This is a genomic window from Rhizobium sp. 9140, from assembly GCF_900067135.1.
In the GTDB taxonomy this organism is placed as follows: Bacteria; Pseudomonadota; Alphaproteobacteria; order Rhizobiales; family Rhizobiaceae; genus Ferranicluibacter.
The window spans coordinates 1,880,801-1,895,663 of sequence record NZ_FJUR01000001.1 but is presented as its reverse complement, the minus strand read 5'-3'; the positions used below and the strand labels follow the sequence as shown (position 1 = coordinate 1,895,663).

The following is a 14,863-nucleotide window of genomic DNA, read 5'->3' as shown; positions in this document are numbered from 1 at the left end:
TGCCCCGGTGCGGACCCCGCCCGGCGCTTGTTCGGAGTAGGACGACCATGCCCATAACCATTCTCGACGGGATCGTGATCGGTGTCGCGCTGTTCTCGGCCGTCCTTGCGATGGTCCGCGGTTTCTCGCGCGAGGTGCTTTCGGTCGCCAGCTGGCTCGGCGCCGCAGCAGCGGCCTATTTCCTCTATCCCTATCTGAAGCCCTACGCGGCGCAGTACACGACGAGCGATGCCATCGCCACGGCCGGTTCGGCCGGCGTCATCTTCCTCGTCGCCCTGATCATCATCTCCTTCATCACGATGCGGATTGCGGATTTCATTATCGACAGCCGCATCGGCGCACTCGACCGTACGCTCGGCTTCCTGTTCGGTGCAGCGCGTGGCGTTCTCCTGATCGTCGTCGCCATGCTGTTCTTCAACTGGATCGTGAAGCCCGAGCAGCAGCCGACCTGGGTCATCCAGGCGAAATCGAAGCCGCTGCTCGACAATCTTGGCACCAAGCTGGTGGCGCTGCTTCCGGAAGATGTCGGCACCACCGTCGTCAACCGCCTGACCGGCAAGCCGACGCCCGAGGGAGAGCTGGACGGCACGACGCCGCCGAACGAGCCGGTGCCGTCGGACGATGCTCCGGCCCTTGCGCCTGCTTCGCCGACGACCAACAACTGACGCTGCTGCGCCAGACATCCCAGCCCGCTTTGCGGGCTGTTGTCGTTTCATTGCCCGTTCCGCCAGTAAAGCTGGTTGAAGACACGATGACGCGCTACGATATGCCAACCGCACCCGCCGAGAAAAAGGTGATACCGCGATGACCCTGCCCGATTCCAACGCTTCTGCTTCTGCCGCCGCCAGCCTGCGTGCGCGCGAGATCCACGACGAGATCGACGGCGATACGCTGCACGAAGAGTGCGGCGTTTTCGGCATTCTCGGGCATGAGGACGCAGCCACGCTGACGGCGCTCGGCCTGCATGCGCTCCAGCATCGCGGACAGGAAGCAGCCGGCATCGTCACCTTCGACGGGCGGCAGTTCTACACTGAGAAGCGGATGGGTCTCGTCGGCGACCACTACACGGATCCCGCAACGCTTGCCAAACTGCCGGGCTTCATCGGCATCGGCCATACGCGCTATTCGACGACCGGCGAAGTGGCGCTGCGCAACGTGCAGCCGCTCTTTGCCGAACTCGAGGTCGGCGGCATCGCGATTGCGCATAACGGCAACCTGACCAACGGCCTGACGTTGCGCCGGCAGCTGATCGCCGATGGCGCCATCTGTCAGTCGACATCGGATACCGAAGTCGTGCTCCACCTTATCGCCCGTTCCAAGCATGCCGGCTCCGGCGAGCGGTTCGTCGATGCGATCCGCCAGGTCGAGGGCGGCTATTCGATGCTCGCCATCACCCGCACCAAGCTGATGGCGGCACGCGATCCCTACGGCATCCGCCCGCTCGTCATGGGCGAGCTCGACGGCAAGCCGATCTTCGCGTCCGAAACCTGCGCGCTGGACATTATCGGCGCGAAGTTCGTCCGCGATGTCGAGAACGGCGAGGTCGTGATCTGCGAGATCCAGCCAGACGGTTCGATCAGCATCGAATCGCGCAAGGCGGAAGCGCCGATGCCGGAGCGGCTCTGCCTGTTCGAATATGTCTATTTTGCCCGGCCCGATTCGGTCGTCGGCGGCCGCAACGTCTATGTCGCCCGCAAGAACATGGGCATCAACCTCGCCAAGGAAGCACCTGTCGAGGCCGATGTCGTCGTCCCGGTTCCCGATGGCGGCACCCCGGCGGCGATCGGCTTTGCGCAGGCGAGCGGCATTCCGTTCGAACTCGGCATCATCCGCAACCATTATGTCGGGCGCACCTTCATCGAGCCGACGCAGTCGATCCGCGCCTTCGGCGTGAAACTGAAGCATTCCGCCAACCGCGCGATGATCGAGGGCAAGCGGGTCGTTCTGATCGACGATTCCATCGTGCGCGGCACGACCTCGCTGAAGATCGTCCAGATGATCCGCGAGGCGGGTGCGCTGGAAGTGCATATCCGCGTTGCAAGCCCGATGATCTACCATCCGGATTTCTATGGGATCGATACGCCGGACGCCGAGAAGCTGCTGGCCAACCAGCATGCGGACCTCGCTTCCATGTGCGCCTTCATAGGCGCGGATTCGCTGGAGTTCCTGTCCATCGACGGTCTCTACCGCGCCGTCGGCGGCGAGCCGCGCAACCCCAAGGCGCCGCAATTCACCGACCATTATTTCACCGGCGACTATCCGACGCGCCTGCTCGACCGCGAAGGGACCAGCAATGTGCGCAAGCTGTCCGTCATGGCGAGCAATGGCTGAAGCATGAACCCGATCGACCTGAAGGGGCGCATTGCCCTCGTGACCGGCGCCTCGCGCGGCATCGGCTATTTCACGGCTCTCGAGCTCGCCCGTGCCGGCGCGCAGGTGATCGCCTGTGCGCGAACCGTCGGCGGGCTTGAGGAGCTGGACGATACGGTCAAGGCCGAGGGCGGGCTTCCGGTTACGCTGGTACCTTTCGACCTGGCCGACATGGACGCGATCGACCGGCTGGGCGCAGCTATCCACGCGCGCTGGGGCCGGCTCGATATCCTCGTCGCCAATGCCGGCGTGCTCGGCACGATTTCGCCCATCGGCCATGTCGAGGCGAAGGTGTTCGAGAAGGTCATGACCATCAACGTCACCGCGACATGGCGGCTGATCCGGACGGTGGAGCCATTGATGGTTCAGTCGGATGCCGGGCGGGCGCTCATCCTCTCCTCGTCGGCCGCGCACACGTGCAAGCCGTTCTGGGGTCCGTACTCCGCCTCCAAGGCGGCCGTCGAGGCGCTGGCGCGGACATGGGCCGGGGAAACCCAACGCCTGCCCTTGCGCATCCTGTCGGTCGATCCGGGCGGCACGCGCACGGCCATGCGGGCGCAGGCCATGCCGGGCGAAGATCCGCAAACCGTTCCGCACCCCTCTGAGATCGCCCGCATGCTCCTGCCGCTCGTCGGCCCGGACCAGACGGAGACCGGCAAGCTGTTCATTGTTCGCCAGAAGCGGATCGTGGATTACCGCCTGCCGGATTGAGACCGCAGGCGCGGCCTGCGCGGTGTGTCAGGGCAAAGCCACTTTCGCCGCTACATTCCCATCACCAGCCGCAGGGCGATCGCGAACATCACCACGCCGATGATCGCCTCCAGAATGCGCCACGCCGACGGCTTCTCGAAAAGCGGGCGCAAGCGACACGCGCCATAGCCGAGCGAAAAGAAAAACAGGAAGGAAGCCGACATCGCGCCGATGGCAAAGGCGGTCTGTGCGCCGGGAAACCGCGTCGAGATGGTGCCGAGCAGGATGACGGTGTCGAGATAGACATGCGGGTTGAGCCAGGTCAGCGCGAGGCAGGTCGCAAGCGTGACGCCGAGGCCGCGTCCCGTCTGCCCGGCGATATCGAGAGCACCGGACGCACGAATGGCCGACAGCAGGCTGCGCGCGCCGTAGACGAACAGGAAGGCAGCGCCGCCATAGCGCATGAACGGATCAATGCCGGGGAGGATCTGCGCAATCTGGCGGAAGCTCGTGACACCCAGGGCGATCAGGGCAGCATCGGACACCGCGCAGGCGAGGCAGACGGCGAGGATATGCTCGTTGCGAAGACCCTGTCGCAGCACGAAGGCGTTCTGCGCGCCGATGGCGACGATGAGAGTAAGGCCCATTGCGAGGCCGGTCGTAAAGGCGCCCACGGTCATATCGTCGAGCAGTGCGGCAGGCGGCATCGATCTCTCCCGAGGTGGCGTGAGCCTCGATAGCTTTCACCATCGGATTAGGATAGTTAAATATTCTAACCACGATGAAGGACAGCTAACGATGCTCGACTATATCTCGCTTCGGGCGGTGTCTGCCGTCGTGCAGACAGGCAGTTTCGAAAAGGCGGCACGCCTGCTGAACGTCACGCCGTCTGCCGTTTCGCAACGGGTGAAGACGCTGGAGGAGCGATTGGGAACGGCGCTGGTCATTCGCGGCTCGCCTTGCACGGCGACGGAAAAGGGGACGTGGCTCTGCCGGCACATGGAGACGGTGGGCATGCTGGAGAGCGAGCTTTTCACCCACCTGCCGGCCCTTGCCGATCCGCTGTTGCCCGGCGCGCGGATCACCCTGCACGTCGCCACCAATGCCGACAGCCTCGCCACCTGGTTCCTGACGGCGGCATCGACATTCTCCCGCGCATCGCCGCATCTCCTCAACATCGCGGTGGACGATCAGGACCATACGGCGGAGTGGCTGCAACAGGGGCGCGTGCTGGCGGCCGTGACGTCGCTGGAGGCGCCGGTTTCCGGCTGTCGCCGGACACCGCTGGGCGCCTTGCGGTATCGCGCGACAGCGAGCCCGGATTTCGTGGAGCGATATTTTGCGCAGGGCCTGACCGCAACCGCCTTGGCCCAGGCGCCAGCAATGACCTTTAACCAGAAGGACCGGCTTCAGAGCCGGTGGCTCCGGCAGACGCTCGGCGAGGAGCCGGTGTGTCCCACGCACTGGCTGCCTTCCACGCAGAGCTTCGTGGAGGCGAGCCTCTCAGGAATGGGATGGGGCATGAACCCGGAGATCCTCGTCGGCGAGCACTTGGCCAGCGGCCGGCTGGTCGAGCTTATCCCGGATACCCCGCTGGATGTGCCACTGTTCTGGCAGATCAACCGGCTTGCGGCCGACCAGCTGACCGCGTTGACACGGGCCGTGGTCGATACGGCTCGGGCTGTGCTTCACCCCTTGTAACGCATGCCGCCATCCGCCGCCGAGCTCATTGCCCCGGCAGGCCGTCGTCCCGCACACCCTCCGGGTGCTCCGGCCATTTGCTGCCGTACTTCTTTTTCCAGGCGCGGGCACCGAAGGGGAGTGTGGCGAGATAGGCGATGGCGGTGATGACCATGGTTTCCCAGGTGAAGCTCATCAGGGTCGCGACATAGATGACCACGGCCAAGATGACCGGGAGAACGAGATCGCGGCGAACGCGATTTTCCGACTTGCCGGACCATACGGGCAGACGGCTGACGAGCAGGAAGGCGATGAGCAGCGTATAGGCCGAGAAGACGAGGCCCATGGTGCGGCTGGGCTCGACACCGATGAGGCCGAGATAGACCGGCAGCAGCACCAGCATGGCGCCGGCCGGCGCGGGAACGCCGACGAAATATTCCGACTGCCACTTCGCCTTGATGTCGCGCTCGGCCATCACGTTGAACCGCGCAAGACGCAGGCCGGCGGCGATGACGTAGATCAGGGCGGCGATCCAGCCGATCGACTTGGCCTCGTCCAGCACATAGGCGAACAGCACCAGTGCCGGGGCGACGCCGAAATTGACGATATCGGCGAGCGAATCCATCTGCACACCGAATTTCGAGGTGGCCTTCAAGAGACGCGCGATGCGCCCATCGACGCCATCGAGAAAAGCCGCCACCAGCACCATGGCCACCGCCAGCTCGAACCGCCCTTCGAAGGCCAGCCGCACGCCGGTGAGGCCGGCGCAGATGGCCAGCACCGTGATCAGGTTGGGTATGAGCAGACGTAGCGGGATCTCCCGCAGGCGCGGCCCGCGGGCCTCGTCGTCGTTCGGCCCGTTCGGCTCATAGGGGGGAAACGGCGTCGTATCCATGGCGCTTGGGTCCTCGGGAGCACGGCGGGACGGGTCGTCCCTGCGGAAGAATTGTAATTCAACATAGCGCGGCGGCGGAAGCGTTCCAGCGCGGTCTCACATCATCCCCGATCAAAGGGGCTTGATCGGGGCATCACCTCGACATCAATCGCGGCGGCCGAGGGTCGGGCCTTTGTCGGAGCCGAATTCCGCCAGCACGGTCTCGCCGGCGATGGCGAGCTGTCCGAGGCTCACGCGCGGCTCGGCGCCGGCGGGCAGGAAGACATCGAGGCGCGAGCCGAAACGGATGAGGCCGAAGCGCTGACCGGCCTGCAGCTGCTCGCCCTGCGAGGACCAGCAGATGATGCGCCGGGCGACGAGGCCGGCAATCTGCACGGTGCCGATGGCGCCATGCGCCGTCTCTATGACGAGGCCGTTGCGCTCGTTCTCGCTGCTGGCCTTGTCGAGTTCGGCATTGACGAACTGGCCTGCGCGATAAGCGATGCGCGTAATGGTGCCGCGCATCGGGGCGCGGTTCACGTGGCAATTGAAGACGTTCATGAAGACGGAAATGCGCAGCATCGGCTCAAGGCCGAGGCCCAGCTCTTCCGGCGGAACGATATGGGCGATAGACGAGACGCGCCCGTCAGCCGGGCTGATGACGAGATCGTCATCGACTGGCGTCACGCGCTCGGGATCGCGGAAGAAATAGGCGCACCATGCCGTGAGGATGAAGCCGATCCAGAGCAGCGGCTCCCACAGGAAGCCGAGAAGAAGGGAGACGACGAAGAACCCGGTAATGAACGGATAACCGGCCTTGTTGATCGGCACCAGCGTGTTGCGAACGGACGTGATCAGGCTCATGAGGGCAGCGTCTCCATTAAACTCCGCTCCTGCACCTATAGGGAAATGTCCCCTGCGGCAACAATCGCTGTTATCAGGGAGATATGGAGCATCGTTGCCGAAACGGTAGCGTCGCAACGCACGAAACCCGCAGCGAGGAACAGGATCTCCCGACGTTTACGCCGAAGCCTGCGGGAATCCTGCTACACCGCCGGAGGGCGGCGGGTAACGATGCCGAGGTCGTCTTCGTCCTGCACCTTCTTTAGCTGCTCGGCGGCCTGGGTCGCTTCGCGCTGGCGGCTCCACATCGAGGCGTAGAGGCCGTCCCGGTCGATCAGTTCGCCGTGCGTGCCGCGTTCGGCGATGACGCCGTCCTTGAGAACGATGATCTCGTCGGCTTGGATGACGGTGGAGAGGCGGTGCGCGATGACCAGCGTCGTGCGGTTGCGCGAGACGATATCGAGTGCGGCCTGGATCTCCTGCTCCGTGCGGGTATCGAGCGCCGAGGTGGCCTCGTCGAGGATGAGGATCGGCGGGCTCTTCAGCACGGTGCGGGCGATGGCCACGCGCTGCTTCTCGCCGCCCGACAGTTTCAGCCCGCGCTCGCCGACCATGGCGTCGTAGCCCTCCGGCAGCGTCTCGATGAAAGTACCGATCTGAGCGATCTCGGCAGCGGCCTCCACCTCCGCCTGCGAAGCGGAAATGCGGCCGTAGCGGATATTGTAGGCGATGGTGTCGTTGAAGAGCACCGTATCCTGCGGAACCATACCGATCGCCGCGCGCAGGCTCTTCTGCGTCAGGCTGCGAACGTCCTGCCCGTCGATGGTGATAGACCCTTCCTGCACGTCGTAGAACCGGTAGAGCAGGCGCGACAGCGTGGACTTGCCGGCGCCCGAGGGGCCGACCACGGCGACGGTCTTGCCGGCGGGAACCTCGAAGCTGATCCCCTTCAGGATCGGGCGTGCCGGATCATAGGCGAAATGCACGTCCTTGAAGACGATGGCACCCTTGTCGATCGCGAGTTCCCTCGCGCCGGGACAGTCGACCACCTCGGCCTGCACCTCGAGCAGATCGAACATCTGCTCGATATCCGTCAGGCCCTGCCGGATTTCGCGATAGACGAAGCCGATGAAGTTGAGCGGGATCGAGAGCTGCATCAGCATGGCATTGATGAAGACGAAATCGCCGATGGTCTGTTCGCCGCGCTGCACCGCGAGCGCGGACATGACCATCATGATGGCCGTGCCGAGACCGAAGATCAGCGCCTGACCGAAGTTCAGCCAGCCGAGCGAGGTCCAGACCTGCGTTGCCGCCTTCTCGTAGCGCGCCATCGACTGGTCGAAGCGCGTCGCCTCCATCTGCTCGTTGCCGAAATATTTGACGGTTTCGAAGTTGAGCAGCGAATCGATCGCCTTGGTGTTGGCGTCCGTGTCGCTGTCGTTCATCGAGCGGCGGATGGAGATGCGCCAGTCGCTCGCTTTGATGGTGAACCAGATGTAGACCGCAACTGTGATGGCAGTGACCAGCAGGTAGGAGAAACCATAGCCCCACCAGAAGATTGCCGCCGTCAGCAGAAATTCGATCAGCGTCGGCACGGTATTGAGAATCGTGAACCGGACGATCGTCTCGATGCCCTTCGTGCCGCGTTCGATGATGCGCGACAGGCCGCCGGTGCGGCGCTCCAGGTGGAAGCGCAGCGACAGCTGATGCATGTGGACGAAGGTGCGATAGGCGAGTTGGCGCACCGCATGCTGGCCGACGCTGGCAAAGAGCGCATCGCGCAACTGATTAAGCCCGGCTTGCAGGAGACGCGCCATATTGTAGGCCACGACCAGCATCAGGGCGCCGGTCATGACGGCCGGGAGCACCCCGTCCATGTCGGCGCGGCCGTTCAGCGCGTCGGTCGCCCATTTGAAGAAATAGGGGACGAGCAGCAGCACGACCTTGGCGATCAGCAGGATCACCGTTGCCCAGACCACGCGCATCTTCAGGTCGGCGCGGTCGCTCGGCCACATATAGGGCCACAGGTTGAGGATGGTCTGGAGCGGATTGCCGGCATCGGCCGACACGGTCTTCTTCTGGTCCGTCATGTCTCTTCGATTTCCAGCCGGCAGGGCCGTGCGGCCGACAGCGGGAGCGCCGGTCAAACATGCAAACGGCGCCCCTCGGGAAGGCGCCGTTTGCGTCGAGCATCACATAGGCCTACCCGGCTGCCGCGGCAATGGCCTTGCGGACATGCCTTGCGGATGCCACCGGCGGCGCCGTCGTCAGGGCGTGTGCTGCATGTGCCGGCGGTGGATTTCCTGCGATTGCGCATCCGGCAATGCCGTCTCGGGAACGCCGAAGACCTGACCCGGCAGGATGCGGTCGGGATCGAGGATCTGGTCCTCGTTGGCCACATAGATCGTGGTGTAGCGCACCCCTGCCCCGTAGACGCGGCGCGAGATTTGCCAAAGCGTATCGCCACGGCGGATGATCACCGAGCTCTTGCTCTGCTGCAGCGGGGCCTGCTGCACCGTTTCCGGCTCGCCGCTGGCCGTCTGCGAAGACGGCACGCCGGTGGGCTGCGATGGAGCTGCGCCCGGCGCGGTCGAAGGCGTGCCGGCATCCGTGTTCGGAGCTGGCTGGCCGGCAGTGGACTGGCTTGTCGATGGCTGGCCCACAGGTGCAGGCGATGTCGCAACGGCCGGAGCCGTCTCCAGCACGCGGGCCATGGCCGTGTCCAGACGACCGATGACCGCGCCGACGGCTGCAGCATCGCGCGGCAGCGGCTTCAGGATCGCAAGCGCTTCGCCGGCGGCCTTCGTGGTGGCGTTGACGCGGTCGGTTACGCTCGCCCGCATGCCGGCGACCGGCTTGACACCGGACAGCGACGTCAGGGCGATTTCCGTGGCGGACCGTGCGGCTGCGAGCTGGTCGAGACCGGGCAGCTTGCCGCCGGCATAGAGACCCTTCAGCAGCGCGAAAGCCTTGGCCGCTTCCATGCGCGAAGCATCGAATATGGCGCCGTCGAAGGCCGGATCGGAGCCGCTGGCCGGTGTCTGGGCAACGGCCGAGATCTGGTCGCCTTCCGGACGTTCGAAGGGAACGGCGGCGCGCATCTGCACCTTGCCGTCGGCGCCGACCATATCGACCCGGATGACGTGCTGGCCGACGGACAGGCTGAGTTCGCCATCGATGACGAAGCGGCCCTGTGCGTCCGCCTTGCCTTCGCCGACCAGTTGGTCGTCGGCATAGATGCGCACGGTCGAGCCCGGACGGGCCGTGCCGGCGACAAACAGCTTGCGGCCTTCGATTTCGACGGCGGAGACGGCAACCGGCGAGGCCGGTGTGCCCGGAGCCGAGACGCCCGGAGACATCGCGCCATTGGCTGGAGCGGGCACGGATATCGTGGGCTCGTGCGTCTGAAGGGCGGCCTGATCGCCGGCAGCAGGTGCTGCGCCCGAGGGTGCAGCCGGGGCTGTCTCTGCTGGAGCAGCCAGCTCGCTCGGCGCGGTCAGGATCCGGCTTGCCTGCCCCGGCTTCGTCACCATGGCGAGAAGCTGGCCGTTGTCGACCTTGGGAATGGAAACGGTCGCCACTTCGTCGGAGGCGGTAACGGCGCCGGAGGGCGTCGTGCTGCGCAGCGTCAGCTGATAGTCGCCGGGCGGAAGCGGCTTGTCGAAGACGGCCGCAAAATCGCCGGTGCCGCCGACATCGGCGGTGCCGACGACGGCATTGCCGTTGACGATCTCCAGCTTGCTGTTGGGCTCGGCCCGCCCGGCAATGACGGTCGAGCCATCGGGCTCGACGCGCAGCACGTCGAAGCTCGGCGTATCGGTGCCGTCAGCCGTTTTGGCCGGCGCAGCGGGTGTCGCGGTCGAAGACGGCGCGGCAGCCTCGCCCGACGGAGCCGGCTGGGCGGTGTTCGCCTGATCGCTCGTGGCCTGGCTCGTGGGGTTTGCGGCATCGCCGGCACCGGGGCGGCTGCCCTTGGCGTCGGCCGTGGTGGTATCGCCGCTGCCCGGGAGCGCGCCGGGCGCACTTTCCGCCGTTGTCGAGGGGCTTTTCGCACCCGCGCCTTCGGCAACCGTTGGCACGGCCTCGTCACCGACATTGGGCAACACGACGAAGATCATCAAAAGCGTGGCAATTGCCAGCACGACGAGCGCGACCAGACCTGCCGTATTCTTCCTCATGCACCTCTCCACCACGGACGTTTCGGCTGACCATGTTCGCCAAAAACGCTTGCCGTGTTCTGCAGCCCCAACCAGAGGGCCATATCGTCTCGCGCGCAGGCGGCTCTGCACAACGCGCATCTTTTGAAATTGCTAGCGATATCCAGCCTTCTTCACAAGCAGCGATGCATGTTCTGAAGGCTTCGTGCGTGTCTTTTTACACGTTTTGCCTGTTCCGTACCTTGACGCGATGCAGGACCGGATGTCTGCTTCCCCCATGAGTGATCAAACTGTTCCGATTCGATCCATCTGCGTCTATTGCGGTTCCCAGCCCGGACGTGAGCCCGAATTCATGGACGCGGGCCGCAGGCTCGGCAAATCCATCGCAGAGCATCATATGCATCTCGTCTATGGCGGCGGCACCAAGGGAATCATGGGCGCCGTCGCGAGTGGCGTCCTGTCCGGCGGTGGCCGCGTGACAGGCATCATACCACAGTTCCTGATCGATATGGAGGCCACCCGGCACTCGCTCGGTCAACTGAGCGAGCTGGTCGTGACGGCCGACATGCACGAGCGCAAGCATAAGATGTTCGAGCGGGCCGACGCCTTCGTGACGCTGCCGGGCGGCATCGGCACGCTGGAGGAGATCGTCGAGATCATGACATGGGCGCAGCTCGGGCGGCACCGCAAGCCGATCGTGCTCGTCAACATCAACGGCTTCTGGAACCCGCTGATGAAGCTGATCCACCACATGGCCGATAGCGGCTTCATCCACACCGCGCATCTCGTGCAGCCGCTGGTCATCGATGATCCGGATGAAGTGGTGCCCGCGCTGAAAGCCCACTGGGCCGGTACGGTCGATCGCGGCGGCGAGAGCGATATCATCGACAAGCTGTAAGGTGCAGCCGCGTCAAACGCGCGGCTCACATTGCGGCTAAGCGTTGCCGAATCAGACCTTCCGAACCGCTGCCGCCTGTCGGGCATTCCGGCTTTCCACGAGCATCGAGCCCGTGTAAATCACCAGCGCCATCCAGATCAGCCCGAACGCCATCAGCTTCACCATGCCGAACGGCTCGTGAAAGACGAACACCGCGATGAGAAACACCATGCTTGGGGCGATATACTGCATGATGCCGATGGTGGAGAGGCGCAGGAGCTTCGCGCCGTTGGCATAAAACAGCAGCGGCACGGCGGTGACGACGCCAGAGGAAACGAGCCAGACCACATCGGCGATGCCTGTATCGGTAAAATGCCCCTGTCCCGAGCTTTCCAGATAGAAAATATAGGCAAGCGACGGCACGGAGAGGAGCATGACCTCCAGAAAGAAGCCCTGGTTCGGGCCAACCGGCAAGGTCTTGCGGAAGAAGGCGTAGAACCCCCAGGATATGCAGAGCCCGAGCGACACCCAGGGCAGCCCGCCGGCATCGACGGCGATGATGGCCACGGCGGCGACCGCAAAGCCGATGGAGACCAGTTGCGCCCGGTTCAGCTTTTCCTTCAGCAGCACGGCGCCGAGGAAGATCGAGAAAAGCGGATTGATATAGTAGCCGAGCGCTGCCTCCAGCGTTCGCCCGACGCTGATGGCCCAGACATAAATGCCCCAGTTGAACGTGACGAGCGTCGCCGTCAGCGCTGCCATGGCCAGCATGCGCGGCGAGCGCAGCGCGACCTTGAGATCCGCGGTGCGGCCGAGCCACAGGATGAACGCGCCGACGAGCGGTACGGACCAGACGATACGATGCGCAACGACTTCGGCGGCCGGAATATGGCCGATGCCCTTCATGAACAGCGGCAGGAAGCCCCAGCAAGCATAGGCGATGGCGGCGAGCAGGAAGCCGCGCGGGCTGTCGCCGTTGCCGGGAACGACGGCCGTCGGCACGGCGCCGGTCGTTGCCAGCGGCTCGTCTGTCCTATCAGCCATGTCGCGGCCCTCCTCCGGCCTCTGCACCCCTGCCCGCGCGCTTCCCGTCACATGGAAGATGAAGCCCGGGTGACGCATGTCGCTTCAAGGCGCGGCTTACGCGAAAAGGCGTTGCCGCTCCAATTCATTTCCCTGAACCATCGACGAATTCTGGTGACACACGACCGTCGCTTTTGCCTGCGAGATTTCGGGTGGCGGGTTCTCTCGTCGCAATGAGCCGTCCGCCGCCCGTCCGAAGGTCGCCAAGCCCGCCTTTTTGTATATGGTCCCTCAGAAGTGATCCGGCACGAAAGGAACGTCATGTCCTCCCCCGCAGCGCCCTTCCTCCCCACCGCACGTTCTGCAGCCATGGCCGTGACCCGCCGCACCTTCCTCGGCGGGCTTGCGTCGGCCTCCGGGCTCGTCATGCTGCATCCGTTCGCCGCGCATGCCAGCGCCAACCAGGCGCATCTGCGCCTCATGGAAACGACCGACATTCACGTGCACGTCTACCCCTACGATTATTACGGCGACAAGCCGAACGAGACCCTGGGTCTTTCACGCACCGCCTCGATCATCGACGCCATCCGCGCCGAGGCCGGGAACACGCTGCTGGTCGACAATGGCGACTTCCTTCAGGGCAACCCGATGGGCGACTTCATGGCCTACCAGAAGGGCCTTCATGAGGGCGACGTCCATCCGGTCATCAAGGCCATGAATTTACTTGGCTACGAGGCAGGCACGCTCGGCAATCATGAGTTCAACTACGGGCTCGACTTCATGGCAAAGGCGCTTTCCGGCGCGAACTTTCCGTATGTCTGCGCCAACCTGACAAAGGGGACGCTGGCGGAAGACCCGACGAAGGACGCGCTGTTCTTCAAGCCCTATACGATCATCGAGAAGACTGTGACGGACGGCAGCGGTGCGGCGAGCGTGCTGAGGGTCGGGCTGATCGGCTTCGTGCCGCCGCAGATCATGCTCTGGGACGTGAAGAACCTCGAAGGCAAGGCGCAGACGCGCGACATCGTGGAGGCCGCCCGCGCCTGGGTTCCGGTGATGAAGGAAGACGGCGCCGACATCATCGTCGCGCTGTCGCATTCCGGCATCGACGGCACCGGGCAGACGGAGCGCATGGAAAATGCGTCCCTCTACCTTGCCGGCGTCGAGGGCATCGATGCGGTGCTGACCGGGCATCAACACCTCGTCTTCCCCGGTTCGAAGAGCTTCGACGGCATTGCCGGCGTGGACCCGGTCAAGGGTACGTTGCAAGGCAAGCCGGCCGTCATGGCGGGCTTCTGGGGCTCGCATCTCGGGCTCATCGATCTGCTGCTGGAGAAGGACGGCAAGAGCTGGAAGGTCGTTGATTTCACCACGGAAGCCCGGCCGATCTACCACCGCGAGGACAAGAAGGTCGTGGCCGACGTCAACGACCGCGCCGACGTGCTGACCGCCGCCAAGGCGGAACACGAGGCGACCCTTGCCTATGTCCGCACGCCCGTCGGCAAGACCTCGGCGCCGCTCTATTCCTATTTCGCACTGGTGGCCGACGACCCCTCGGTGCAGATCGTTTCACAGGCGCAGACCTGGTACATCAAGGACATGCTGAAGGAGACGGCGTGGAAGGACCTGCCCGTTCTCTCGGCCGCAGCCCCCTTCAAGGCGGGAGGCCGTAGCGGCGCGGACTACTATACCGACGTTCCCGCCGGTGACATCGCCATCAAGAACGTCGCCGATCTCTATCTCTACCCCAACACGGTGCAGGCGGTGGTCATTACCGGCGCGCAGGTGAAGAACTGGCTGGAAATGTCGGCCGGCATGTTCAACCGGCTGAAGCCGGGCGAGAAAGACCAGCCGCTCCTGAGCTCCGGCTTCCCGTCCTATAATTTCGACGTGATCGACGGCGTGACCTACGAGATCGACCTGTCGCAGCCGACGCGCTTCGACACCGACGGCAAGCTCGCCAATGACGCCGCGCACCGCATCACGGACCTGAAGTTCAATGGTCAACCCATCGATCCCGCACAGAAATTCGTCGTCGCCACCAACAATTACCGGGCCGGCGGCGGCGGCAAGTTCCCCGACATCGCCAGCGACAAGGTCGTCTTCGCCGCCCCCGACACCAACCGCGACGTCATCGTCCGCTACATCCATGATCAGGGCACGATCAACCCGACGGCGGACGCCAACTGGCGCTTCAAGCCCCTGCAAGGCACGACGGCCCTCTTCGAAACCGGCCCGAAGGCGCGACCGCTGCTGGGGCAGGTCAAGGCAGCGAAGATCGAGGATGCGGGGGATGGCGCGGACGGGTTCGCACGGTTCCGGCTGGTGTTGTGAGGCTATATCCATAAG

General features: G+C 64.5%; 12 protein-coding genes. 6 read left to right on the top strand and 6 right to left on the bottom strand.

What is annotated here, in order from left to right; translation table 11 throughout:
* The first annotated feature begins 47 nt into the window (after positions 1 to 47).
* The 3 genes from GA0004734_RS08860 to GA0004734_RS08850 all read left to right on the top strand — a co-directional run bounded on the left by GA0004734_RS08860 (position 48) and on the right by GA0004734_RS08850 (position 3,081).
* On the top strand, positions 48 to 665 hold the full coding sequence (locus GA0004734_RS08860) for a CvpA family protein (RefSeq protein WP_092933022.1): 618 nt from the start codon (positions 48 to 50) through the stop codon (positions 663 to 665).
* Positions 666 to 804: 139 nt separating this feature from the next.
* Positions 805 to 2,331: an amidophosphoribosyltransferase gene (purF, locus tag GA0004734_RS08855; RefSeq protein ID WP_092933020.1), complete on the top strand. Its 1,527-nt coding sequence runs from the start codon at positions 805 to 807 to the stop codon at positions 2,329 to 2,331.
* Between the two features lie 3 nt (positions 2,332 to 2,334).
* Positions 2,335 to 3,081 (top strand): SDR family NAD(P)-dependent oxidoreductase, encoded by a 747-nt coding sequence (locus GA0004734_RS08850; protein WP_092933018.1) that lies wholly within the window; start codon positions 2,335 to 2,337, stop codon positions 3,079 to 3,081.
* 50 nt (positions 3,082 to 3,131) lie between these two features.
* Here GA0004734_RS08850 and GA0004734_RS08845 read toward each other — a convergent pair whose 3' ends face one another.
* The gene (locus GA0004734_RS08845; RefSeq protein ID WP_245292379.1) at positions 3,132 to 3,767 is read right to left on the bottom strand and encodes a LysE/ArgO family amino acid transporter; all 636 of its coding nucleotides are present in this window, start codon (positions 3,765 to 3,767) and stop codon (positions 3,132 to 3,134) included.
* Between the two features lie 91 nt (positions 3,768 to 3,858).
* On the opposite strand from GA0004734_RS08845, the gene GA0004734_RS08840 reads away from it, so the two are divergent.
* Entirely contained in the window at positions 3,859 to 4,761 is a 903-nt protein-coding gene (locus GA0004734_RS08840; RefSeq protein ID WP_092933016.1) for a LysR family transcriptional regulator ArgP, read from the top strand.
* A 25-nt stretch (positions 4,762 to 4,786) separates the two neighbouring features.
* Here the strand turns inward: GA0004734_RS08840 and pssA are convergent, their stop codons facing one another.
* The 4 genes from pssA to GA0004734_RS08820 form a co-directional block, all read right to left on the bottom strand.
* Positions 4,787 to 5,635 carry a CDP-diacylglycerol--serine O-phosphatidyltransferase gene (pssA, locus tag GA0004734_RS08835; RefSeq protein ID WP_092933014.1) on the bottom strand — a complete coding sequence of 283 codons (849 nt, stop codon included), beginning with the start codon at positions 5,633 to 5,635 and terminating at the stop codon, positions 4,787 to 4,789.
* Positions 5,636 to 5,779: 144 nt separating this feature from the next.
* Entirely contained in the window at positions 5,780 to 6,478 is a 699-nt protein-coding gene (locus GA0004734_RS08830) for a phosphatidylserine decarboxylase (protein WP_092933012.1), read from the bottom strand.
* Between the two features lie 182 nt (positions 6,479 to 6,660).
* Complete coding sequence (locus GA0004734_RS08825; protein WP_092933010.1) at positions 6,661 to 8,547, bottom strand: ABCB family ABC transporter ATP-binding protein/permease; 1,887 nt, start codon at positions 8,545 to 8,547, stop codon at positions 6,661 to 6,663.
* Positions 8,548 to 8,724: 177 nt separating this feature from the next.
* On the bottom strand, positions 8,725 to 10,635 hold the full coding sequence (locus GA0004734_RS08820; protein WP_092933008.1) for a LysM peptidoglycan-binding domain-containing protein: 1,911 nt from the start codon (positions 10,633 to 10,635) through the stop codon (positions 8,725 to 8,727).
* Positions 10,636 to 10,891: 256 nt separating this feature from the next.
* On the opposite strand from GA0004734_RS08820, the gene GA0004734_RS08815 reads away from it, so the two are divergent.
* Positions 10,892 to 11,512 carry an LOG family protein gene (locus tag GA0004734_RS08815; RefSeq protein ID WP_092933006.1) on the top strand — a complete coding sequence of 207 codons (621 nt, stop codon included), beginning with the start codon at positions 10,892 to 10,894 and terminating at the stop codon, positions 11,510 to 11,512.
* Between the two features lie 51 nt (positions 11,513 to 11,563).
* On the opposite strand, the gene rarD is transcribed toward GA0004734_RS08815, so the two are convergent.
* Entirely contained in the window at positions 11,564 to 12,535 is a 972-nt protein-coding gene (rarD, locus tag GA0004734_RS08810; RefSeq protein WP_092936092.1) for an EamA family transporter RarD, read from the bottom strand.
* Between the two features lie 348 nt (positions 12,536 to 12,883).
* On the opposite strand from rarD, the gene GA0004734_RS08805 reads away from it, so the two are divergent.
* Positions 12,884 to 14,848 carry a bifunctional 2',3'-cyclic-nucleotide 2'-phosphodiesterase/3'-nucleotidase gene (locus GA0004734_RS08805; protein ID WP_092936090.1) on the top strand — a complete coding sequence of 655 codons (1,965 nt, stop codon included), beginning with the start codon at positions 12,884 to 12,886 and terminating at the stop codon, positions 14,846 to 14,848.
* Positions 14,849 to 14,863: the final 15 nt, after the last annotated feature.

Excerpts from the sequence above, each read along its gene's own strand:
- GA0004734_RS08845 (WP_245292379.1), bottom strand. The coding sequence starts at position 3,767 with ATGCCGCCTGCCGCACTGCTCGACGATATGACCGTGGGCGCCTTTACG.
- GA0004734_RS08830 (WP_092933012.1), bottom strand. The coding sequence starts at position 6,478 with ATGAGCCTGATCACGTCCGTTCGCAACACGCTGGTGCCGATCAACAAG.
- GA0004734_RS08825 (WP_092933010.1), bottom strand. The coding sequence starts at position 8,547 with ATGACGGACCAGAAGAAGACCGTGTCGGCCGATGCCGGCAATCCGCTC.
- purF (WP_092933020.1), top strand. The coding sequence starts at position 805 with ATGACCCTGCCCGATTCCAACGCTTCTGCTTCTGCCGCCGCCAGCCTG.
- rarD (WP_092936092.1), bottom strand. The coding sequence starts at position 12,535 with ATGGCTGATAGGACAGACGAGCCGCTGGCAACGACCGGCGCCGTGCCG.
- GA0004734_RS08860 (WP_092933022.1), top strand. The coding sequence starts at position 48 with ATGCCCATAACCATTCTCGACGGGATCGTGATCGGTGTCGCGCTGTTC.
- GA0004734_RS08820 (WP_092933008.1), bottom strand. The coding sequence starts at position 10,635 with ATGAGGAAGAATACGGCAGGTCTGGTCGCGCTCGTCGTGCTGGCAATT.
- GA0004734_RS08815 (WP_092933006.1), top strand. The coding sequence starts at position 10,892 with ATGAGTGATCAAACTGTTCCGATTCGATCCATCTGCGTCTATTGCGGT.
- GA0004734_RS08840 (WP_092933016.1), top strand. The coding sequence starts at position 3,859 with ATGCTCGACTATATCTCGCTTCGGGCGGTGTCTGCCGTCGTGCAGACA.
- pssA (WP_092933014.1), bottom strand. The coding sequence starts at position 5,635 with ATGGATACGACGCCGTTTCCCCCCTATGAGCCGAACGGGCCGAACGAC.
- GA0004734_RS08850 (WP_092933018.1), top strand. The coding sequence starts at position 2,335 with ATGAACCCGATCGACCTGAAGGGGCGCATTGCCCTCGTGACCGGCGCC.
- GA0004734_RS08805 (WP_092936090.1), top strand. The coding sequence starts at position 12,884 with ATGGCCGTGACCCGCCGCACCTTCCTCGGCGGGCTTGCGTCGGCCTCC.